Raw genomic sequence first — 21186 nt, forward strand, 5'->3', positions numbered from 1 at the left:
TTCAAATCCTCTCGAAGCGGGTGCGTCATGCGACGGCGGATGCGCCCGCCGTCATGACGGCGAGAGAGCGGTTGATGCTTTCGGCCGCGTCGCGGCCCATGGCGACGGCAGAGACCGTCAGGTCCTGGCCTCCGAAGGCGCAGTCGCCGCCGGCCCAGACGCCGGGAAGCGAGGTGCGGCCCTCGCCGTCGATGGCGATCTTGCCACCTTCGATCTTGAGGCCGTCCAGACCCTGGGCGTCTAGCTTCTGGCCGATGGCGACCAGAATCTGGTCCGCCTTGATCTCCGTCGTGTGACCGGTGCCCTTCATCATGCCGTTTTCGAGGTGAGTGTATTCAAAGGTAATCGCCGAACAGTGCCCGCTGTGATGGGCCACTTCCTTGGGCTGCAGCCAGTGGCGGATGTGCACACCCTTGGAGGTCGCAAGATCCTGTTCGAACACCGAGGCGTTCATGTGCTCCTTGCCGCGGCGGTAGCAGATGGTGACGTTTTCGGCGCCGAGGAGCTTGGCCTGCACGGCGGCGTCGATCGCAGTCATGCCGCCGCCGATGACGACGACGTCGCGGCCGACTGGTACGTCGGCCTTGCTTTCGGCCTGGCGCAGATTGGCGATGAACTCAACGGCGTCGAGAACTCCGTTGATGCCGGCGCCTGGGATATTCAGCCCGTTGACGTTGCCTAGACCTGCGCCGATGAAAACGGCGTCGTGCTTGGCCTTGAGGTCGGCGAGCTTGAAGTCGACGCCCAGCTCCTGACCGTCCAGCACATCGATATTGCCAAGCGAGAGGATATAGTCGACTTCCTTCTGGGCGAAGTCGTTGGGCGTCTTGTAGGCAGCAATGCCATATTCGTTGAGGCCGCCGGCCTTTTCGCGGGCTTCATAGATGGTGACCTGGTGGCCGTGCATGGCCAGCCGATGGGCGGCTGCAAGACCGGCAGGACCGGCGCCGACGACACCGATCGTTCGACCGGTCGCGGCGGCCGGCCGGTAGAACTGGCGGCCTTCCTCAATTGCGATGTCGGTGGCGTAACGCTGCAGACGGCCGATCTCGACGGGGCGTTCCTCGGCCGTGTTGCGCACGCAGGCCTCTTCGCAGAGCGTTTCGGTGGGACAGACGCGGGCACACATGCCGCCGAGGATGTTCTGGTCGAAGATTGTCTTTGCTGCGCCCAGCGGATTGCCAGTCGATATCTGCCGGATGAACATCGGGATATCGATGGCGGTGGGACAGGCCGTCATGCACGGCGCGTCATAACAGAAGTAGCAGCGGTCGGAGGCGACGAGTGCCTCGTGATCGCCGAAACGTGGGTGGAGATCGGAAAAGTTTTTCGAATAATCGGCAGCGTCAAGCCGCCCGGCTTTAAGGCCCGGTTCCAGTCTTCGCATCGCAGTTCCCTCTTTTATATTCGAAGCGATGGATGGAGCGTAACGCAGCTTCAAACTTTTATCAAACGGTAAAAAAATGAGGGGCAAAGTTCTAGAGGCGCTGCCGCACAAGGCTTTTGCTCATGGATGGAGTTGGGTGCGAGGGCAGATATCGCCGCCCGGATTCTCCCGGTTTCGCCTTAAAGGGACGATGCTTTGCTGCGTCAGCCGTTGCGTGACACTTAATGTTCGGTTATCCTGCTAACATATTGTTAATTCGTTATTTTAGCGGTTTGTTAAAGCTTGATGGCAGCGCGGCGACCAGCGGATGCGCCGCCCTTGCGTCAAGCGCATGATCTATCGTCATGCCAAGCATTCCGCCTGCTGACGACCGCGGCAGCACCTGCCGCGGACCGCCTTCCCGAGACTTTCGATTTCAAGACCAGTTTTTCTATTCATTCTTAAAGGGATTTGACCGCATGAGCGAAGCTTTGGGTAGACGCTCTTTCCCGGCTGATCGGCTTGAGCTTCCGATGGAGGATCGGACCTCCGGGCGAAGCGGGATTGCCGACAACCGGCCCGTCGAAGCAAAAGGGGCGGTGCCGGCGGCACGGGGGCAGGCGGCGACGGTTGCCGGCGCGCAGCCGTCCCGCGGGGATGTGGACATTCGTGAGATTCCAGTTGAGATCGTGGCTGTCCTGGGGCGGACAACCTTGCCACTCGGCAAGCTGATGGGCGCGAGCAAGGGCGAGCGTCTGCGACTCGACAGTCAATTTGGCCAGCCTGTGGAGCTGCAACTCAATGGGCGACTGATCGGTTTTGGCGAGATATTCGCGGATCCCGAAGATGGGGCGATTGGTATTCAGCTTCTATCCATTGCGCCACCTTCCGTTTGATGATGGCGCAGCTCGGCTGCTTGCTCCTGCGGATCCGTCAGTTGCGATCTGTTGAAATATGAGTGTGTCGCTCATATTTAATCTTTACTCCTTTTGTCATGTTTACTAGTGTCGCCTTCGGTTCAGTAGGCGGTTGCATTTCCTGCGGCCCGACCTCAGGAGGGATTATGGCCAAGAAGGGCAAAAAGGCGCAGAAGCAAGTGCAGGAGAAGTCGGGGGGCAAGGGCTCAGCGACAACATCCAAGCGCGACCCGATCCAGAGCTTCCTCTATGTTGGGGGGCGCGACTGTCAGGTTGCGCATCTCCGTCAAATCGCCACCAATTTCGGTGCGGAACTTATTCATCACGATGGGGGACTGCGCGAGGCCGTTTCCCGCATCGACACGGTACTGCCCTCGGTCGACTGTGTCTTCTGCCCCATCGACTGTATCAGCCATGACGCGTGTCTCAGGGTAAAGAGCGGCTGCAAGAAATTCGGCAAGACCTTTATTCCGTTGCGCAACGGTTCGAAGTCGAGCCTCGAGCGGGCCCTGCAGAGCTTGAATGACAGAGGCACTGAGGGATGAGCGAGGAACGGGCGCCAGATGGGGTGGAAATGCGCGAAATGAGTGCCGAAACAGGGCCGGAATTGCCTGAGGTTGCGGCTGTGGAAAACATGAGCACGCATTTGTGTTTCAATAAAGTGACGGTTTGCGAAATCATCACTTTACCGGGCTTGCATAAACGAAAGCATGGAACCATGTATCGAGGATACCTGGGGGCCAGTGCCCTCGTCATCGACTTCCCCGTGCCCCGGTGGCGCAGAAACGCTGAAGGTCGCCGCTAGGCTGCCTTGGTGTTGATCGTTCACCGGCGCGGGAAACAGGAACCCAAGGCATGAACGCTCCCGATACCATTGCCAGACCGACACTGAACGCTGTACCGATCCTTCCCTCGCTCGATTTTTCCCAGACCCGAGACTTTTACGTCGGCAACCTCGGCTTTGAGGAAGTCGCCGCTGCCTGTGACGACTATCTTGTTGTCCAACGGGACGGTCTGGAACTACACTTCTGGTTAAGTGACGACCCCCTGCAATGCGAAAGCACTTCGGTTTTCTTCCGAACCGGCGCGCCGGCGGATTTCTACCGTGATCTCCGCGAGCGCGGGATCGATGCGATCATGCCGCAAAGCGACAAGGAGCATCCCGTCCGCTTCCATGTCCGGGATCCGCATGGCAATCTGCTGATGTTTGCCGATGCCGTTGGCATTTCTCACTGATACGCCTGAGGCTTGAGCCCTCGACCCTCTCTGCCTGGAGCGCGTTAACCGCGCCGGGAGAGCAGGCCGGAGAGTGTCAGGGCAAGCCACGACAAGATAAGGGTGATGCCGCCGGTTGGGGCGGCCATCGGGAACAGGCCGCTGCCGAGAAAATGGCGTGCGACCAGATCACCGGAGAAGAGAAGCGTGCCGGCGGCGATGCCCAGTCCTGCGGCAAATCCGAGCTTCAACCTCAAACCGATCAGCCCGAGCGCCAGGAGTGCCGGCGCATGGGTGAGGCAGATGATCGAGGCGGGCCGGAGCAAGGCTTCGCCACCAGCGTGGCTTGCCAGAGCCGCCAGAGCGACGCCCAGCGCTCCGACCAATCCCGCAAGGCTGACGAGAAGACCCGATCCGCTTTCCTGTTTGCTCTGCATTCTCATTCCTTGTTCTGCATGTGGTGGGCAAGTTTTTCGATGGCCGGCAAGATGAGCTCGCGCAGCTTCGGATGGTGCACCGTTTCTTCCAGTGCCTGACGGAAGCATAGCAGCCACTCGTCGCGCTCAGCCGGACCGATCTCCGCCACGAAATGCCGTCGCCTCAGCATAGGGTGGCCGCGCTTTTCCATGTAGACCGGGGGACCACCCAGATAGCCGGTCATGTAGTCGTAGAATTTCTGCGCGCTGCCGGAGAGGTCCGGTGGATGGATCGCGCGGCATCGTGCGGCTTCCGGCAGTGTGTCCATCAACTCGTAAAAGCGGTCGGTGAGAGCCTTCACCGTCGCGTCGCCGCCGATGGCCTGGTAAAGAGTGATCGTTTCTTCGCTCATGCTCATTTCCGCGCTGTGATCGGGCTTCTTTGGAGCCAACCGAGCTTTCGCGCAATCGGTCATTTTCCCAATGTGGCAATCCGGCGCATGCAGGGGGCGATGTCACCGTGTGCCCACCAAGCCGGCGTAGCATCAGGCCGACGGTGACCAGCTACCGTGTGGCACGCTTACTGATTGCTTTCGGCAACTGCGCCCTATGCAGCAAGACGGCACTCACCTCGGCTTTACTGTTCCACCCAAAATTGGTTGCAGTTGAAATCATCCCATTATGGGTCATGTACTCGGCTTTGCATGTCCTCGCGTCTCCGATCAAAGTTGCTGCGGCCCGCTTCGCGCTATGATCCGGATTTCATCACGAATTCTGAGATTTGACCTTGCCTGAACAATAAAGGAAACGGCGACGCCTCGGCGATTGGCCCATTCTGAACCGTTAATGTCATATGAAGACTGCCCCAGCGGTTTCCTATTATTGGCGATTAAGAAAAAATTATCAAATCAGGCCCTAGATTGCAGCAGATACGAGTGTCGCCTGCTGCTTCGAACGCGGAGGGCGACAGAGACCGGATGGCGGATTGGCTGACGGTCAGGTGAGGGGAGCGGGACCTGGTCCCGCATGCATGATGCGTTCCCGGTTGGGCTCGAGCGAGCCATGTCTTTCTTTCAAAGCTGTGTCCAGCAGTGGGACTGTGCGGCAGAGAGTGCCCCAGTCTGAGCCGTTTACAGGTGCAGGATGCGCCTGAGCCCGTGAAGGTCCTTCGGGATCGCACGCGGCGCACGGCAGGAGAGTCAATCGAAAATTGGTCAACGCTAAAAGGCGGCTTCCTAATGACGACGATCATTCCCTCGCTCTCGGTCAACCAGATCAAGGCCATGTCCACCACCGCGATCACAAATCTCGTCGAGGAGGATGTGAAGGCGCTGTCCGCCGCACAGATCGCCGTCCTCAGCGCGAACCAGATCGGTGCTTTGGAGGCTGATGTTGAGTTTCTCGATGAAACTCAGCTGAAGGCAATTTCCGTAACCGGCATCAAGGGTCTGACGACCACACAGATCGCTGCCATCGATGCGGGCAAGATCGACGATCTGACGACCAAGCAGATCGCAGCTCTCACGGCGACCCAGGTCGGCGCGCTCGACACAGACCAGTTCTCCGCACTCACCGGCGACCAGATCGGCGCGATGACCGCAGCCCAGGTCGCAGTTTTCGATGCCACTGACATTGCAGACCTCGATACGGGTGAAGTCGCGAAGATCAGCGCCAAGGTTATCGGCGCGCTGTCCAATGCTGCGATTCAGGCCCTGAGCGAAGACCAGATCGGCGAACTGACCGTCGCCCAGATCGCCGGTATGAAGACGACCCAGATTGCCGCCTTGACGGCCGACCAGCTCGGTGCATTCACCGCCGATCAGATGGGCGCGCTGACCTCTGCCCAGGTCAAGGTGCTGTCGACCACCCAGATCGCTGGCCTTGATGCAACTCAGATCGGCGCCATTGCCACGAAGGCTGTGGCTGGTCTGACTGCTGCCCAGATCACCGGCATGGACGAAACCCAGACAGCCGGCTTTACGGAAGCTCAGGTTGCTGCCCTGAGCGCCGCCCAGGTTGCCGGCTTCGAGGCCGCCGACATCGCTGATATGGATGCCGCGGTTGTCTCGAAGATCTCCGCCAAGGCCATCAGCGGTCTCACCAACGACGCCGTTGCTGCTCTCACCGATGACCAGATCGACCTCTTGAGCGCTGCCCAGATCGGCGCCATGAAGACCACCCAGATCGCCGTCCTGACGACGACCCAGCTCGAAGGCCTGTCGACCGACCAGATGGCAGGCCTGACGGCGGTCCAGGTCAAGGCGCTGACCACGACGCAGATCGGTGCGCTTGATGGTACGCAGCTTGCCGCCATCAGCCCCAAGGCTGTCACCGGTCTGACCGCTGACCAGATCGGCGCCCTGACCACCGACCAGAGCGACGCACTCCTGCCCACCCAGATCGCGGCACTGACAGCTGTGCAGATCGCCGGCTTCGAAGACGCGAATATTGCGACCTTCAGCGTCGACCAGATCGCCGCCATCAGCCCGAAGTCGATCACCGGCCTGTCCGATGCTGCCATCGCAGCACTTGAGGACGATCAGCTGGGCGCCCTGACCGCAACGCAGATTGCAGCCATGAAGCCCACCCAGGTCGCTGCCCTGACGACAGACCAGGTCAGCAAGCTCACGGATGACCAGATCGGCGCCCTGACCGCTCTGCAGATTAAGGCGATGTCCGTCGCTCAGATTCAGGCGATCCCGGATACGCAGATCGACAAGATCAACGTCAAGTCCATTGCCGGCCTTACGGCAGCGCAGATCACCGGTATGAGCACCGATCAGACCGGCGCGTTTTCGACGGCACAGGTCGCGGCTCTCTCCGCCCTTCAGGTAGCAGGCCTCGAGTCGGGCGACATCGACGCATTCAGCCCGGACCAGATCGCGGCGATCAGTGTCAAGGCGATCGCATCTGTGGTCGATGCAGGCATCGCGGTCCTCGACCAGGACCAGGTCGAAGCCCTGACGGCCAAGCAGATCGCAGCGATGAAGACGACGCAGATCGCGGCCTTCACCACGACGCAGATCCCCTTCCTGTCGGAAGAGCAGATCGGTGCCCTTTCGGCCGTTCAGGTCAAGGCTCTGACCGATGATCAACTCGGTGCCATGACCGCCGACCAGATCGGTGCGATTTCGGTCAAGTCGATCAGCGGCCTGACGGCTGCCCAGATCGGCGTGCTTGCGCCGGAGATTGTTGCGGGCTTTACGGAAGACCAGCTGGGTGCACTTTCGGCAGCACAGGCGGCCGGCTTCGAAGCTGACGATGTTGACGAATTGAGTGCTGACAAAATCGGTGCCATCAGCTCGAAGGCTGTGAGCGGTCTTTCCACCGCATTCATCGCCGATCTTGACGGTGCACAGGTCGCGGCCCTCAAGGTGGCCCAGATTGCCGCTCTGAAGGCAGACCAGATCGCGGCACTTGCGGTCGACACGATTGCTTCGCTGACGAGCGACCAGCTGGGAGCTCTGAGCGCGGCTCAGGTCGGTGCTTTCACCGATGCACAGCTTGCTGAACTGACGGATGTTCAGGTCGGCGAACTCAGCACCAAGGGTGTGACTGGCCTGACGGCCGCCCAGCTCGGGACTTTGGAAGACGACCAGCTCAGTGGCTTGACCGTCGAGCAGGTCGGTGCGCTCAGCAGCGCCCAGGTCGGCGCGCTGACGACCGATGACATCGCACTCTTCACTGATGAGGAAGTGGGGGCCATCAGCGCCAAGGCAATCGCTTCGCTCGATACGGCGGTGATCACGGCCCTGACTGCCGGGCAGCTCGCAGAACTCAAGCCGACCCAGATCGCGGCCATGACCGCGGCACAGGTTGCGGCCTTCGATCCGGACAACATCGACCTTCTCACCACGGATCAGATCGGCGCCCTGACTTCGACCCAGGTTGCTGCTCTGACAGGCCCGCAGATCCAGGCTCTGACGAATGACCAGGTCGGCGCCATCAGCGTCAAGGCCATTCCGGGTCTCACGGCGGCACAGGTAGACACGTTCAATGAGAACATTGAAGGCCTGACAGCTACGCAGTTCGCGGCATTCTCATCCGCTCAGGTCGGTGCCTTGATGGCCGATGACCTCGACTCGATCTTGCCTGCGGAAATTGCCGCGATCAGCCCCAAGGCGATCACTGGCATGGACGATCTGGTTATCGCGGCCCTTGACGAGGACCAGGTAAAGGCCCTGACCCCCGGTCAGATCGGCGCGATGACGGCAGCGCAGGTTGGCAACTTCACCACGACGCAGCTGGAGTTCTTCGACACTGCCCAGATGGGTGCCCTGACCTCGGCCCAGATCGCCGGTATGTCGACGACGCAGACGGACGCATTTGATGCCACACAGATCGCGGCTATCAGCGTCAAGGCGGTAACCGGCCTCACGGCCGCCCAGATCACGGCCTGGGGCGATGACCAGACCGCTGCCCTGACGGAACCGCAGATCGCGGCCTTGAGCACAGCCCAGATCGGGGCGCTTGAAGTGGCAGACATCGAAGCGTTCAGCGACGCACAGGTGACTGCGATCAGCGCCAAGGCGATCGGTGGCCTTGTCACGGGCGCCGTTGCGGCTCTGAGCCAGTCGCAGGTTGAGGCGCTGACGACTGCCCAGGTCGCCGCCCTTACGGGCACGCAGTCTGCCGCATTGACGGAAGATCAGGTTGGCTATCTCAGCGCGGATCAGGTCGGTGTCCTCACGGCAACCCAGATCAAGGCCATGTCGACAGACCAGATCGCGGCAATCGGCGTCGCCAATATCCCGAGCCTCAGCAAGACCGCCGTCGCGGCCTTGTCGGCAGCCCAGATCACGGCCATGTCGGCTGACCAGATCGAGGCCTTCACCGCAGATCAGACGGCCAGCCTGACGGCAGCCCAGATCGATGCGATGGAAGACGAAGACCTGGAGAAGTTCGACACGGACGATATGGCGGCAATCTCCAACTCCGCGCTTGCCGGCCTGTCCGTCAATGACATCACCAGCGTGCTCGTGCAGGCCCAGCTTGAGGCCCTGACGGATCCGCAGGTCCAGGCGCTGAGCCAGGAGCAGGCCGAAGCTCTCATCACGGCCTATCAGAACTTCTGATCGAGCCCGGATCACCATCCACGTGAACGGCGCCCCATGGGGCGCCGTTTTCCTTTGTGTTCGTGTTCGCAGATGCAAAAACCCTGCGACAGATGATGCCAGTCATGACATAAGGGCCGCCGACTTCCATCAGGCGCCGTTCCATGATCCGTATCGAAAACATCAGCAAGCAGCTTAGCCACCGCATCCTCTTCATCGAGGCGTCTGCGGCGCTCAATCGTGGCGAGAAGATCGGTCTCGTTGGTCCGAATGGGGCTGGCAAAACCTCGCTCTTCCGGATGATCATCGGGCAGGAACAGCCGGATGAAGGTCAGGTGTCCGTCGATAAGGGCGTCACCATTGGCTATTTCAATCAGGATGTCGGTGAGATGTCCGGTCGTCCCGCCGTGGCCGAGGTCATGGACGGGGCAGGGCCGGTGAGCGAAATCGCTGCCGAGCTGCGCTCCCTTGAGGCGGCGATGGTCGATCCCGACCGTATGGACGAGATGGATGCGATCATCGAACGTTACGGCGAGGTGCAGGCGCGCTACGAGGAGCTCGACGGCTACGGGCTCGAAGGGCGGGCGCGCGAGGTGCTGGCCGGATTGTCCTTCTCCGAAGCGATGATGGATGGCGACGTCGGCGCGCTTTCGGGTGGCTGGAAGATGCGCGTGGCGCTGGCGCGTATCCTTCTGATGCGGCCAGACGTGATGCTGCTCGACGAACCCTCGAACCACCTTGATCTCGAAAGCCTGATCTGGCTCGAGCAGTTCCTCAAAGGCTATGAGGGCGCCCTGTTGATGACCTCGCATGACCGCGAGTTCATGAACCGTATCGTCACCAAGATCATCGAGATCGATGCCGGTCAGTTGAACAGCTATTCCGGCGACTATGTCTTCTATGAGGGGCAGCGCGCCCTGAACGAGAAGCATCAGCAGTCGCAATTCGAGCGTCAGCAGGCGATGCTGGCCAAGGAAATCAAGTTTATCGAGCGTTTCAAGGCGCGTGCATCCCATGCTTCCCAGGTGCAGAGCCGGGTGAAGAAGCTGGAGAAGATCGACCGTGTCGAGCCGCCGAAGCGCCGCCAGGTTGTTGCCTTCGAATTCCAGCCGGCACCGCGTTCCGGCGATGACGTGATCAACGTCAAGGGTGTGTCCAAGCGTTACGGCGACAAGGTCATCTATGACGGTTTCGACTTCATGGTGAAGCGCCGCGAACGCTGGTGCATCATGGGCATCAACGGGGCGGGAAAATCGACGCTTCTGAAGCTTGTAGCCGGCGATTCGAAGCCGGATACGGGCACGGTTACCATTGGGGCCAGCGTCAAGATGGGCTATTTCGCCCAGCATGCGATGGACGTTCTGGATGGCGATATGACCATCTTCGAAATGCTGGAAACGACCTTCCCGCGCGCGGGCCAGGCGCCGCTTCGCGCGCTTGCAGGCTGCTTCGGCTTTTCCGGTGACGATATCGACAAGCGGGTGCGGGTACTGTCGGGTGGCGAGAAGGCGCGTCTTGTCATGGCCATCATGCTGTTTGATCCGCCAAACCTGCTCGTGCTCGACGAGCCGACCAACCACCTCGACCTCGACACCAAGGAAATGCTGATCAAGGCGCTGTCACAGTATGAGGGCACGATGCTCTTCGTCAGCCACGACCGCCACTTCCTGGCTGCCCTATCGAACCGGGTGCTGGAGCTGACGCCGGAAGGGGTGTTCCAATACGGCGGCGGCTATACGGAATATGTGGAGCGCAGCGGGCACGAGGCCCCCGGTCTCAGAAGCTGAGCGGGGTGCGCGCAGGAACCGGTTCTGTCTTTGCCAGTGATAGGCAGAAGTCAGTTATAGCGTGATTCCTGGGCATGCGGCATCAACAGGCCGCCGAGGCGCACGACGAGCTTGCGGTCAAACAGCTGCGGCCGCTCGAACATCCAGTCGAGCGCCTGCTCGACCGGCCAACCCGCCTTGTAGGGGCGGGCCGAGGTCAGCGCCTCGAAGACGTCGCAGACGGTGCTGATCCGGACCGGTAGCGTCAGCTGCGATGCTTTCAGCCCAAGCGGATAGCCGCTGCCGTCCAGCACTTCGTGATGCAGTCGGCAAATATCGAGCACCAGAGGTGGAATTTCGCCGTACTGGCTGAGCAGCTGGAAGCCGTTTTCCGGATGGTCGCGAATGATCTGCCGCTCTTCGTCTGTCAGTCGGCCGGGTTTGTTCAGGATGTCGCTCGGGATCTGCAGTTTGCCGATGTCATGCAGGAGGCCGGCGACGCCGAGCAAGGTTGCTGTCTCATCGTCGAGGCCGGAAGCGTCTGCAAGCTGGGTCATCATGGTGGCGACCGCCAGCGAATGGACATAGGTCCCTTCGTCCTTGCTTTTAAGCCGGGTCATTTCCAGCGCGACGGTCGGGGTTGCGTGCCAGACATTGGCCATGGACTGAACAAGCGGAGCCAGCTTGTCAAAGTCGGGTCGCTCACCGGCGCCAATGGCGTCGAGATTGCCGCGCAACTCGACGGTGGCCGTTTCCACCTTCTCCTGCACGCGTTCGATCCGGGCGAGTTCGCTCTTTGTGGACGCGCCGGGGACTGGCCTGCCATTCTGGTCGAGGCCCAGGGCCGTATTGACCAGAACCCGTTCGGCTGATGTCGCGGCAATGGCCTTCTGATCGCGGTCGCTGGTCAGCAAGAACCGCCTTTTGCCGAATTCGGAGTGCGGGCATTCCACCAATTCGATGAACATGCCCTTGCGGATGCGATCTTTGGGTACGTGAACGAGCAAGCTCAATGCTCCGATGGTTGTTTCAACCATTCCTACATCGGCCCAGCCTAATAAAGCGGTAAATCTCCTGTTATTCGGTTGCAGAGGCTGTGGGCGTGGTGACGTTTCGACGTTCGTGTGGCGGACAAATTCTTGTGATGAAGAATCTGGACATGACGCTTTTGCAGCCTTTGAGTGTAGCGCGTGGGGGAAACCAGTAGCTTGTTGTTACTCCCCTCCCACGCCTTCAACCAGCATCATCGTTGCATCGACGACTATCTGGCCTCCTACATTCCTCGCGTCGAAAACGCCCGTTCCATGCGTGCCAAACCCAGGCTCAGGAGCGCGCGAGGGCAACCGAAATCGACGCGGATAAAGCCTTCATAGCCGGCACCGAACTTTGCACCGGCGCTGAAGCCGACCTTGGCTTGCGCCGAGAACCAGTGCGGTCTTGCCGGAAATATAAAAAAATTCATAAAATCAATGCCTTATAAGGTTGGCTTGAGAGCTTCGAGCTTGGCTGTCTGGCGCAGGATCAGCCGTTCGACTTCGGCCATCGCACGCGCATTGAGGGAGGCGCCCGGGCGGCGCTGGGCAGCACTTGCAATCGCGCCACGCTTGGCCAGCACATATTTGCGGATGGCGAGGCCCAAGCCCGGTTGCTGCTCGTAGCGCATGAGCGGCAGATAAGCGTCGAACAGGTCCTGCGCGTCATCGTGCCTGTTTGCGTTGGCGAGGCGGCAGACCTCGACCATCATTTCGGGATAGGCAAAGCCGGTCATTGCGCCATCGGCACCGCGCTGCATTTCCTCAGGCAGGAAGACGCCGGCATTGCCGCAGAGGATCGAGACGCGTCGGCGGCCCTTGGCCTCGGCCTCGCGCAGGTCGGTGATCTTCTGCAGGCCCGGCCAGTCTTCATGCTTGAGCATGACGATATTGTCGTGGGCCTCAAAGATGACGCCGAGGGTCTTTGAGGAGATCTGCACGCCAGTTACAAGGGGGAAGTCCTGCAGCACGATTGGAACGTCGGTGCCGACCGTCTCGACGACATTGCGGTAGTAGCCGATGATCTGCTCGTCGGTGCGCAGGCTGGAGGGCGGGGCGACCATGACGCCGGCAGCGCCCATGTCCATCACCGCTTTCGTCAGTTCGCCAATGGCTGCCAGCCCCGGAGCCGAGACGCCGACGATGACCGGCTTGTCACCGGACCGCTTGAGCGTCTGGCGGGTGATTTCGATCGATTCCGCCTGGGTGAGCTTGGGCGCTTCGCCCATCATGCCGAGAATGGTCAGGCCATCGGCGCCTTTTTCGTAGTAGAAGTCGACCATGCTGTCGATGCTTCCGGTATCGACGGCGCCGGTGTCCGTGAAGGGTGTGCAGGCGATGACGTAAACGCCTGACGTGTCGGTCGTGATATGGGCCATGTCATGCTCCTCAGCAATATTTTCAATCAGAACCAAGTGGAATTGCCACGGGCGGCATAACGGCCGTCGCCGGGGGCGTTGACGACGTTGCTGCCGTCAAAAGCAAGCTTGCCGCCGACATAGGTGCGGGCCACGCGGACGGAGAATTCCCGACCGTCAAAGGGGCTCCAGCAGAGGTCGTCATGCGCCCTCGATGAGTCCCAGACCTGCGGCTCGGCCTTCAGGATGGTGATATCGGCATCGGCGCCCACTTGCAGGCTGCCCTTTTGCGGCCAGAGACCGAAGAATTTCGCCGGTCGCTCGCAGAGCTGCTCGACGGTCATCTGCAGGGCATCGAAGCCGCGCATTTCTGCGCCGGTGTAGAAGGCCGGCAGCAGCGTTTCGAGGCCGGGCACGCCGGCACCGGCTTCGAAGATCGAGGGCGTGAACTTGTTGTCGATCGGCCAGCTGGAATGGTCGGAACTGACAAAGGCAACACGCCCGGCGGCGACGTCGTCCCAGAGCGCCTCGATCTGACCTGGGCGGATGGGCGGGTTGACCTTCATCTTTGCGCCGAGTTCCGGACCGTCGATGTCGGGATCGAACCACAGATAATGGACGCAGAGCTCGCCGGTGGCGCGGTATCCGTCGTTTAAGTAATTCTCGACCAAGTCGAAGCCGCGCGTCGTCGTCAGATGAACGATGTGGGCATGGGCGCCCGCTGCGGCCCCGAGTTCCAGGAACTGCGCTGTCGCGGCGTGTTCGGCGGCCGGGGGACGACTTTCCGAATGCGCTTCGATGCCGTCACGCCCGGCAGCTTTTGCGGCTGCGATCCGGGCTCGCACGATTTCCTGGTCCTCATTGTGAACGCCAAGTGGAATGTCCGTTGGCGCAAGCGCATCGAAGACTTCGAGGATCTGGTTGGCGGAAATGCGGGGGAAGCGCGTCGGGCTGCTTTCGAAGGTGGAGATCTTGAAGGCGACGATGCCGGCTGCAATCAGGGGCTCGATATCATCCGTCGACTGGCCGGGCATCACGGTGCCGTAGAGCGCGACATTGGCATGGGCATGTTCCTCGATGGCGGCGATCTTGGCGTCCAGCCGGGCGAGGGTGTTCAGCGGATCGGGATTGTCATAGGGCATATCGACGATGGTGGTGATGCCACCGGCAACCGCCGAGCGCGTCGTCGAGCGGATGCCGGGCAGGCCGCCATAGCTGCAGGCATGGGTCTGGCCATCGATGACGCCCGGAATGATGAGGTCGCTGCCGGCATCGAAGGCTTCGGCGGCGGTGGGGGCCTCGCCTGTGCCGATCGCGGCGATACGGCCGTCGCGGATGGTGATCCAGGCGTGGTCCAACGGGCCGTCGGCAAGAACGAGTGTTCCGCGGATCACTGTGTCATAGGGCGTCATGCGGTTTGTCCCTGAGGTTTGGCGATGGCGTAGCGCAGGTCGAGTGTGGTGCAGGCGAGCGCAGCGCCGGCCTGGACCGGATCGACGACGGGAATGCCGAGCGCCTCCTGCATGGCCTGGCGGTAACCGCCAAGGCCGGCGCAGCCGAGGATGATCACGTCCGCACCGTCTTCGTCGCGCAGCCGTTTTGCCGTGCGCGCCACCGTCTCCACGACGTCGGTTTGCATGAGCTGCACCACCGTCCTGTCGATCGAGCGGTCACCAGCCATGCGGCTGTCGAGACCCAGCGCCTTCAGGTAGCGCAGATGGCGGTCGATGGAGGATTGGCCGAGCGAGACGATGCCGAATTTCGGGCCGAGCCCAAGTGCTGCGAGATAGGCCGCCTCGGCAATGCCGATCACCGGTCGTCGCGTTGCCTTGCGGACTGCTTGAATGCCGGGGTCGGAGAAGCAGGCAAGCACGATGGCGTCGGCCTCGCTTTCCGTCACGGCTTCCAGGATATTGGGGATCACGTCTGCGACATGCGCATCGCTCTCGATGCCCGGCGGCGATTTGGCCAGTTCCGTGCAGCGGATCTCGTGCCGGGTGGCGTCACGCACTGGTTCTAGGCAGGCCTGCATGGACTGGGTGACGGATACCGAACTGTTCGGGTTGATGACGAGGATTTCTGACACGATGACACCTGGACTGTGACAGCTATTTCGAGCGGGCCGCGCCGATTGCATCACTAAAATATATTACGTAGTATATCAGTTGATATGGGCTGTCAAAATCTCTGGTGGCACCCGATCCGGCGATCGGCTGTACGTGTAGAGATAGCTGTTCAATGGGCATAAGCTGGCTAAATTGGGGTGAGGGGCGCATCGGTGAAATGCGAAACTGGAGATCGGCTTTGAACGAGGCAGGCATTGGGGGCATGGCGGATGTGCCGGGCGAAAAGCGTGGAAAATCGCTGACGGAAAAAGCCTATGCGGTTTTGCGCAATCGCATCATCACAGGCGCGATGCCGCCCGGGATGGAGGTCTCCGAGCCGGAGCTGGCCGAGCAACTTGAGGTCAGCAAGACGCCTGTGCGTGAGGCGATGGCGCGGCTTTGCGTCGAAGGGTTTATGGAGGCTTTTCCGCGCCGCGGCTACCGGGTCACGCCTGTCACGGTCAAGGACATGAACGACCTGTTTGCGGTCCGTGGCATGCTGGAAGGCACGGCGGCGGCGCTGGCGGCCAAGAACCTGACGGATGACGAGCTCGACGCGCTCGACCGGTTGGCAGATGTCACCTATGTGATCGGCGAGGAGGTCAGTACCAAGACCTTTGTCGATTCCAACCAGGAATTCCATTCGGCAATCGCCCGTGGCTCGCGCAATCCGCGTCTTTATGCGCTGGTGATGAGCCATCTGGAGGAATGCGCCCGCCTGTTTTATATGGGCGCCAGAGTGCGCGACATCAATCCCGAAACCAATGACGACCATCACCGCATCGTGGCCATGCTGCGGGCCCGTGACCCCGAGGGCGCACGTGATGCGATCTTAACTCACAACGAAAACACGCGGGCCGGCATTCTCGGCGCGCTGGTGGCCAGCGGGCAGGGCTGGTTGACGCTCTGATCTTCCGCCTCCGCGCATCGTCCGGATGATTTTTCTGTCCGCATCCTTCGGGCGGCGGTCGGGTGCCGATTTTTCGAGCCAGGCATGGATGGGCGAGCCGAGCTCTCGTCAGCTGGTGACGCCTATCGGCATGCTAGGGATCGCGATGATTGCTGCGTTGCTGGAAATCTGGGCTATCAAGTTAAGATGGCGCACCCGACAGGATTCGAACCTGTGACCTTTGGAATCGGAATCCAACACTCTATCCAGCTGAGCTACGGGTGCATCCGCGGCGGTATGACTCGCCGTTCCGAGAGCGGTCATAGCGCAGTCGGATGCGGGCTTCAATCGTAAAAACAGGCCGCGGCTGCATATTCGCGAAGGTCTTGCCGAGCTGTTTTGTCGTTCCTTGCGAGCTCGCTGTGAGCGCTGATCGGAAACAGTGGCTTTTATTGGTTGGAAACCAGTCAAATTCTAGGAAATAGACTAAAATCGCAGGCTGCTGTGCGCTCGTACCCTTGAGGTCCGGTTGCAGATCGGTAAGATCAAACTGTATTGGAGGGGAAGGTTTTTCCTTCAGGGGTGAACATAATAAAAGGCGAATAAATGCCTGATACTGGGGCTGACGATTTTACTCCGAATGTGTCGAGACTCGACTTTTCGGTTATGGACGATGCTGTAGGATACCGACTGCGGCGGGCGCAATTGGCGGTTTTTCAGCATTTTAACGAGGCGTTCTCCTCGAAGGGCTTGCGGCCTACCGACTTTGCCGTGCTTCTGCTGCTGACCCGCAATGAGGGATCGAAACAGAGCGAAGTTGCCGAAGCGCTCGGCATTCAGCGGGCGAATTTCGTCGCCATCGTTGATGGCCTGGAAAACAAGGGGTTCATCGAACGCCGCAAGTCCGAATCGGACCGGCGCGTGCAGTCGCTCTACATGACGCCGGCCGGACAAGCCTATCTCGAGGAGCTGATGCCGATCTGGCTCGGGCATGAGCAATGGGTGCTGAACCAGCTGGGCGGTGTCGCCGAGCGCGATATGGTCAACAAGCTTCTTGCCCGCCTTTACGAATGAACCCGTCGGCTGGCCAGCGGAGGCCCGGCTGCGGATCTGATCTATCGGAGTGATCAGCGGCTGGCGCGGCGTAGGGCTTCGTCGACCAGCAAATTGGCCGTCTTCATGCGTATCGTGGCTGCTCGTGCGAACTGTGCGTGGACACGGTCGGGATGGTTGTCTCTGGCGAAGCGCCGCCGCTTGTCCTGAAGTGTTTCCCGGTCATCGTCGGGCAGGATCGCCAGATCGGCGGCAATGTCTTCGGCTGACAGGCGATCGAGCCAAGCGGGTGGCTCGGGTTCGGCGGGCGGCTGGTGAGGGGTGACAGCCAGACGCGCTTCCTCGATCTCGCGCAAATCCTCTATGACGTCCAGATAGGCGCTGCGGCTCACGGTCGCCGTTTCCTGGCCGGTATCGCGTGTGTCCGGCACGAAACCGCTGCCAAGCCCCCGGATGCGGAAGGCGTCAGGCTGTCGTGATTGTGCCGCTGTATCTTCATGGCCAATGGCATCATCGGTGGCCTCGTCGGCCAGTCGGTCGACCACGGACTGGAAGAGTGACTTTCCAAACAACATGCGCTCGGCTCTGATTGCGTTTGTCCGCCAACCCCTGGCAGCCGGGTGAGTTGAGCATCCCAGCATGGTGTCGAGCTTGCGTAGCGTCCGCCCGTTTAATGAGGGCGGGGCGCCTGAATTTGGTCTATGCGTATCGTGTCAGCTCTGGCTCTGGCTCTGGCTTTGTCCCTGCTGCTCTACCACGAGTGTCACTTCCAGATCCTCGCCGGCCAGGCCGATGCGCATGCCGGAAACAGGCGCGACGTCGGCGTAGCAGAGACCCGTGCCGATCCGGACATAGCGTTCGTCGGGGCAGTGATTGTTGGCGGCGTCGAAGCCGACCCAACCGAGGCCGGGAAGATGGACTTCGGCCCAGGCATGGGTCGCCGTCTGCTCTGTCCTGTCATCCATCATCAGGTAGCCGGAGACATAGCGGGCCGGCATGCCCAGGAGGCGAGCTGCCGAAATCATCGCATGGGTGTGGTCCTGGCAGACGCCGCGACCGGCTCCCAGCGCCTGTTCCGCCGTCGTTTCCGTATCGGTGGTGCCTGGCTCATAGGCGATCTGCTCGTTGAGCTTGCCCATGAGGTCATGCATGCGGGCAAGGTCCGATTCGCCGCTCAGGCTCTTTGCCAGTTCTTCGATCAATGGACCGGCTTTGGTGCTCTCCGTCTCGCGCAGATAGAGCCAGAGCGGAACATAGCCCTGATGCGGACCGAAGACGCCGGCGCGATCCTGCGTCACCACCACGCCGGAGGCGACGATGTGGACGCTGTGGCTGTCGCCTTCGGTCGAGACAAGATGCGTCTTGTTGCCGAACTGGTCTGAAAAACCGGCCTCCACCTTTGCGCCGTCGACGACGACGTCCCAGCTTTCGACGGTTTGGCCGGGGCCGCTCAGCGGCGTCAGCCGGAGGCGCTGCAGGGAATACTGCACCGGATCGTCATAGCGGTATTCGGTGGTGTGGGTGATCCGCAAGCGCATGGGCTCGATTTCCTGCTCAGCTGTAGAACCTGTAGCCCTCGGTGATCTCGCTGCCCAGCCTGTTATTCTGGGCAATGAAAGTATCGAGGAATTCGTGCAGTCCCTGGTCCATGATCGTTGCGATGGTCGTCGATTTGAGCGAGGCGAGAACGTCATCGGCCGTTTCGTGGGCGGCCAGGCGTTCGCCGTATTCCTTGCCCAGATAGGTCAGGTTGGAGGCGATCTTCTCGTAACAATAGGCAAGCGATCGCGGCATCTGGCCGTTCAGGATCAGAAAGTCGGCAATGTTCGTCGCCTTGTATTCGCCGTCATAGACCCAGCGATAGGAGCGATGGGCGGAAACGGAGCGCAGGATGGATTCCCACTGCATGTTGTCGAGCGACGAGCCGACGTGGGTGATCGCCGGCAGAAGCACGTAATATTTCACGTCGAGGATGCGGCTGGTATTGTCGGCCCGCTCGATAAAGGTGCCGATGCGGGCGAAATTGTAGATTTCGTTTCGCAGCATCGAGCCGTGGAAGGCGCCGCGGATCAGGCCTGCACGCCGCTTTATCGTGTCGATCACCTCCGGCAGGTCGGCGGATTTCAGCTTGCCGGCCAGCATCTGCTTGAGTTCGATCCAGCATTCGTTGGTTGCTTCCCAGGTCTCGCGGGTCAGCGCCGTGCGCACCATGCGGGCATTGTTGCGGCCAGCCTCGATGCAGGACATCACGCTCGATGGATTGGCCGTGTCGCGCAGCAGGAAGTCGATGGCATCCTGGGATGTCAGCTTGCCAAAGTTTTCCGTGTACAGAGCGCGGACATCCGCGCTCTGCAGCACGGCATCCCAATCGTCATCCGAGGCGCCTGTACGGGTCAGCGACATGCGCAAGCCCGCATCGACGAGGCGGGCAATGTTCTCGGCTCTCTCGATGTAGCGGAACATCCAATAGAGGCCGTTGGCAGTTCTTCCGAGCATGACCATGTCAGTCCTCCAATACCCAGGTGTCCTTGGTGCCGCCGCCCTGGCTGGAATTGACCACGAGCGAGCCCTCCTTCAGGGCCACGCGGGTCAAGCCGCCAGGGATGATCTGCACCTTGTCGGAGACGAGGACATAGGGGCGAAGGTCGACATGGCGCGGCGCGATCCCCTTGTCGACGAGGATCGGGACGGTCGACAGCGAGAGTGTCGGCTGGGCAATGTAGTTGGAGGGCCGGGCTTTGAGCTTTTCGGCGAAGTCGGCGCATTCCTGCTTGGTGGCGGTCGGGCCGACCAGCATGCCGTAGCCGCCCGAGCCATGCACTTCCTTGACCACGAGCTCGTCCAGATGTTCGAGCACATATTTCAGGCTGTCGGCCTCCGAACAGCGCCAGGTGGGCACATTTTCGAGGATCGCCTTGCGGCCGGTGTAGAATTCCACGATCTCCGGCATGTAGCTGTAGATCGCCTTGTCGTCGGAAATGCCGGTGCCGGGGGCATTGGCAATGGTGATGTGGCCGGCGCGGTAGACGTCCATGATGCCGGGAATGCCCAGCGCCGAATCCGGCCGGAAGGTGAGGGGGTCGAGGAAGTCGTCATCGACGCGGCGATAGAGCACATCGATCGCCTCGTAACCGCGCGTCGTGCGCATCTTCACCTTGCCGTCGATCACCCGCAGATCCGAACCCTCAACGAGCTCGACACCCATCATGTCGGCGAGGAAGGAGTGTTCGTAATAAGCGGAATTGTAGATGCCCGGGGTGAGTACGGCGACGCGTGGCTTGCCACTGCAGCCCGGAGGGGCAAGCGAGGCGAGCGACTGGCGCAGCAGATGCGGATAATCCTCGACGCGCTGAACCTTGTTGAGCTGGAAGAGCTCGGGGAACATCTGCATCATGGTTTCCCGGTTTTCCAGCATGTAGCTGACACCGGAGGGCGTGCGGGCATTGTCTTCCAGAACGTAGAACTGGTCCTCGCCGGTGCGCACGATGTCGGTGCCGACGATATGGGTATAGACGCCGCCGGGCGGGCGAAAGCCGATCATTTCCGGAATGAAGGCGACGTTCTTTTCGATCAGCTCGCGCGGGATGCGGCCGGCCTTGATGATTTCCTGCTTGTGATAGATGTCGTCCAGGAAGGCATTGAGGGCCAGGACACGCTGCTCGATGCCCTGGGCGAGCTTGCGCCATTCGCGCGCCGAGATGATGCGCGGGATGATGTCGAAGGGGATCAGCTTTTCCGAGGAATCTTCGTGCCCGTAGACCGCAAAGGTGATGCCGGTCTTGCGGAAGATGTTTTCCGCATCATGCGATTTCGCCAGAAGCCTTGCCGGATCCTGGCTCGAATACCAGTCGTGATAGTTCTTGTAGGGCGCTCGCGGAGTGTTCTCCGCCGTGATCATTTCATCGAATGCCAATGCCGCCATCCCCCTTTTTTCTCATTTGAATACAACCATTTTAGCAATGCAAGCGGGCTGGCTGGCCGTGGTGCAAGAATTTGTAGACGGTACTGTCGCCTTA

At 60.8% G+C, this 21186-nt stretch carries 18 protein-coding genes and 1 tRNA gene; 7 read left to right on the forward strand and 12 right to left on the reverse strand.

The window, feature by feature from the left end; all coding sequences use genetic code 11:
* Positions 1-25: 25 nt before the first annotated feature.
* A complete protein-coding gene (locus ACSV9I_RS12180) occupies positions 26-1387 on the reverse strand; it encodes an NAD(P)-dependent oxidoreductase (protein ID WP_438329070.1) in 1362 nt (453 codons plus the stop codon).
* Between the two features lie 458 nt (positions 1388-1845).
* On the opposite strand from ACSV9I_RS12180, the gene ACSV9I_RS12185 reads away from it, so the two are divergent.
* From ACSV9I_RS12185 to ACSV9I_RS12195, 3 genes are all read left to right on the forward strand, one after another.
* Positions 1846-2262, forward strand: a complete 417-nt coding sequence (locus ACSV9I_RS12185) for a FliM/FliN family flagellar motor switch protein (protein ID WP_438329071.1) — start codon at positions 1846-1848, stop codon at positions 2260-2262.
* Between the two features lie 167 nt (positions 2263-2429).
* Positions 2430-2828: a DUF2325 domain-containing protein gene (locus ACSV9I_RS12190; RefSeq protein ID WP_054157291.1), complete on the forward strand. Its 399-nt coding sequence runs from the start codon at positions 2430-2432 to the stop codon at positions 2826-2828.
* Between the two features lie 310 nt (positions 2829-3138).
* Entirely contained in the window at positions 3139-3519 is a 381-nt protein-coding gene (locus tag ACSV9I_RS12195; RefSeq protein WP_438329072.1) for a glyoxalase, read from the forward strand.
* 44 nt (positions 3520-3563) lie between these two features.
* Here ACSV9I_RS12195 and ACSV9I_RS12200 read toward each other — a convergent pair whose 3' ends face one another.
* Complete coding sequence (locus tag ACSV9I_RS12200) at positions 3564-3935, reverse strand: DUF423 domain-containing protein (protein WP_438329073.1); 372 nt, start codon at positions 3933-3935, stop codon at positions 3564-3566.
* Positions 3936-3937: 2 nt separating this feature from the next.
* Positions 3938-4327 carry a group II truncated hemoglobin gene (locus tag ACSV9I_RS12205; RefSeq protein ID WP_438329074.1) on the reverse strand — a complete coding sequence of 130 codons (390 nt, stop codon included), beginning with the start codon at positions 4325-4327 and terminating at the stop codon, positions 3938-3940.
* A gap of 825 nt (positions 4328-5152) precedes the next feature.
* Between ACSV9I_RS12205 and ACSV9I_RS12210 the strand changes: the two genes are divergently transcribed.
* Positions 5153-8989 carry a beta strand repeat-containing protein gene (locus tag ACSV9I_RS12210; RefSeq protein WP_438329075.1) on the forward strand — a complete coding sequence of 1279 codons (3837 nt, stop codon included), beginning with the start codon at positions 5153-5155 and terminating at the stop codon, positions 8987-8989.
* Between the two features lie 143 nt (positions 8990-9132).
* Positions 9133-10755: an ABC-F family ATP-binding cassette domain-containing protein gene (locus tag ACSV9I_RS12215; protein ID WP_438329076.1), complete on the forward strand. Its 1623-nt coding sequence runs from the start codon at positions 9133-9135 to the stop codon at positions 10753-10755.
* A 50-nt stretch (positions 10756-10805) separates the two neighbouring features.
* Here ACSV9I_RS12215 and ACSV9I_RS12220 read toward each other — a convergent pair whose 3' ends face one another.
* The 4 genes from ACSV9I_RS12220 to ACSV9I_RS12235 all read right to left on the reverse strand — a co-directional run bounded on the left by ACSV9I_RS12220 (position 10806) and on the right by ACSV9I_RS12235 (position 15209).
* Positions 10806-11771 carry an HD-GYP domain-containing protein gene (locus tag ACSV9I_RS12220; RefSeq protein WP_054157297.1) on the reverse strand — a complete coding sequence of 322 codons (966 nt, stop codon included), beginning with the start codon at positions 11769-11771 and terminating at the stop codon, positions 10806-10808.
* Between the two features lie 437 nt (positions 11772-12208).
* Positions 12209-13144: a dihydrodipicolinate synthase family protein gene (locus ACSV9I_RS12225; protein ID WP_438329077.1), complete on the reverse strand. Its 936-nt coding sequence runs from the start codon at positions 13142-13144 to the stop codon at positions 12209-12211.
* A 26-nt stretch (positions 13145-13170) separates the two neighbouring features.
* A complete protein-coding gene (locus ACSV9I_RS12230; protein WP_438329078.1) occupies positions 13171-14535 on the reverse strand; it encodes a dihydroorotase in 1365 nt (454 codons plus the stop codon).
* The gene (locus ACSV9I_RS12235) at positions 14532-15209 is read right to left on the reverse strand and encodes an aspartate/glutamate racemase family protein (RefSeq protein ID WP_438329079.1); all 678 of its coding nucleotides are present in this window, start codon (positions 15207-15209) and stop codon (positions 14532-14534) included. Before ACSV9I_RS12235 ends, ACSV9I_RS12230 begins: the two co-directional genes overlap by 4 nt.
* A gap of 218 nt (positions 15210-15427) precedes the next feature.
* On the opposite strand from ACSV9I_RS12235, the gene ACSV9I_RS12240 reads away from it, so the two are divergent.
* On the forward strand, positions 15428-16138 hold the full coding sequence (locus tag ACSV9I_RS12240; protein WP_438329080.1) for a GntR family transcriptional regulator: 711 nt from the start codon (positions 15428-15430) through the stop codon (positions 16136-16138).
* Between the two features lie 187 nt (positions 16139-16325).
* Here ACSV9I_RS12240 and ACSV9I_RS12245 read toward each other — a convergent pair.
* A tRNA-Arg gene (locus ACSV9I_RS12245) sits at positions 16326-16402 on the reverse strand.
* Positions 16403-16723: 321 nt separating this feature from the next.
* On the opposite strand from ACSV9I_RS12245, the gene ACSV9I_RS12250 reads away from it, so the two are divergent.
* Positions 16724-17191 (forward strand): MarR family winged helix-turn-helix transcriptional regulator, encoded by a 468-nt coding sequence (locus ACSV9I_RS12250; protein ID WP_245281400.1) that lies wholly within the window; start codon positions 16724-16726, stop codon positions 17189-17191.
* Between the two features lie 53 nt (positions 17192-17244).
* Here ACSV9I_RS12250 and ACSV9I_RS12255 read toward each other — a convergent pair whose 3' ends face one another.
* The 4 genes from ACSV9I_RS12255 to ACSV9I_RS12270 all read right to left on the reverse strand — a co-directional run bounded on the left by ACSV9I_RS12255 (position 17245) and on the right by ACSV9I_RS12270 (position 21083).
* Positions 17245-17745 carry a hypothetical protein gene (locus tag ACSV9I_RS12255; protein WP_438329081.1) on the reverse strand — a complete coding sequence of 167 codons (501 nt, stop codon included), beginning with the start codon at positions 17743-17745 and terminating at the stop codon, positions 17245-17247.
* A gap of 138 nt (positions 17746-17883) precedes the next feature.
* Positions 17884-18708: a transglutaminase family protein gene (locus tag ACSV9I_RS12260; protein ID WP_438329082.1), complete on the reverse strand. Its 825-nt coding sequence runs from the start codon at positions 18706-18708 to the stop codon at positions 17884-17886.
* A gap of 16 nt (positions 18709-18724) precedes the next feature.
* Positions 18725-19666 (reverse strand): alpha-E domain-containing protein, encoded by a 942-nt coding sequence (locus ACSV9I_RS12265; RefSeq protein ID WP_438329147.1) that lies wholly within the window; start codon positions 19664-19666, stop codon positions 18725-18727.
* A gap of 7 nt (positions 19667-19673) precedes the next feature.
* Positions 19674-21083: a circularly permuted type 2 ATP-grasp protein gene (locus ACSV9I_RS12270; protein ID WP_054157417.1), complete on the reverse strand. Its 1410-nt coding sequence runs from the start codon at positions 21081-21083 to the stop codon at positions 19674-19676.
* Between the last annotated feature and the right edge of the window lie 103 nt (positions 21084-21186).

The sequence above is a fragment of the Rhizobium sp. G187 genome (assembly GCF_051549525.1).
Taxonomy (GTDB): Bacteria; Pseudomonadota; Alphaproteobacteria; order Rhizobiales; family Rhizobiaceae; genus Allorhizobium.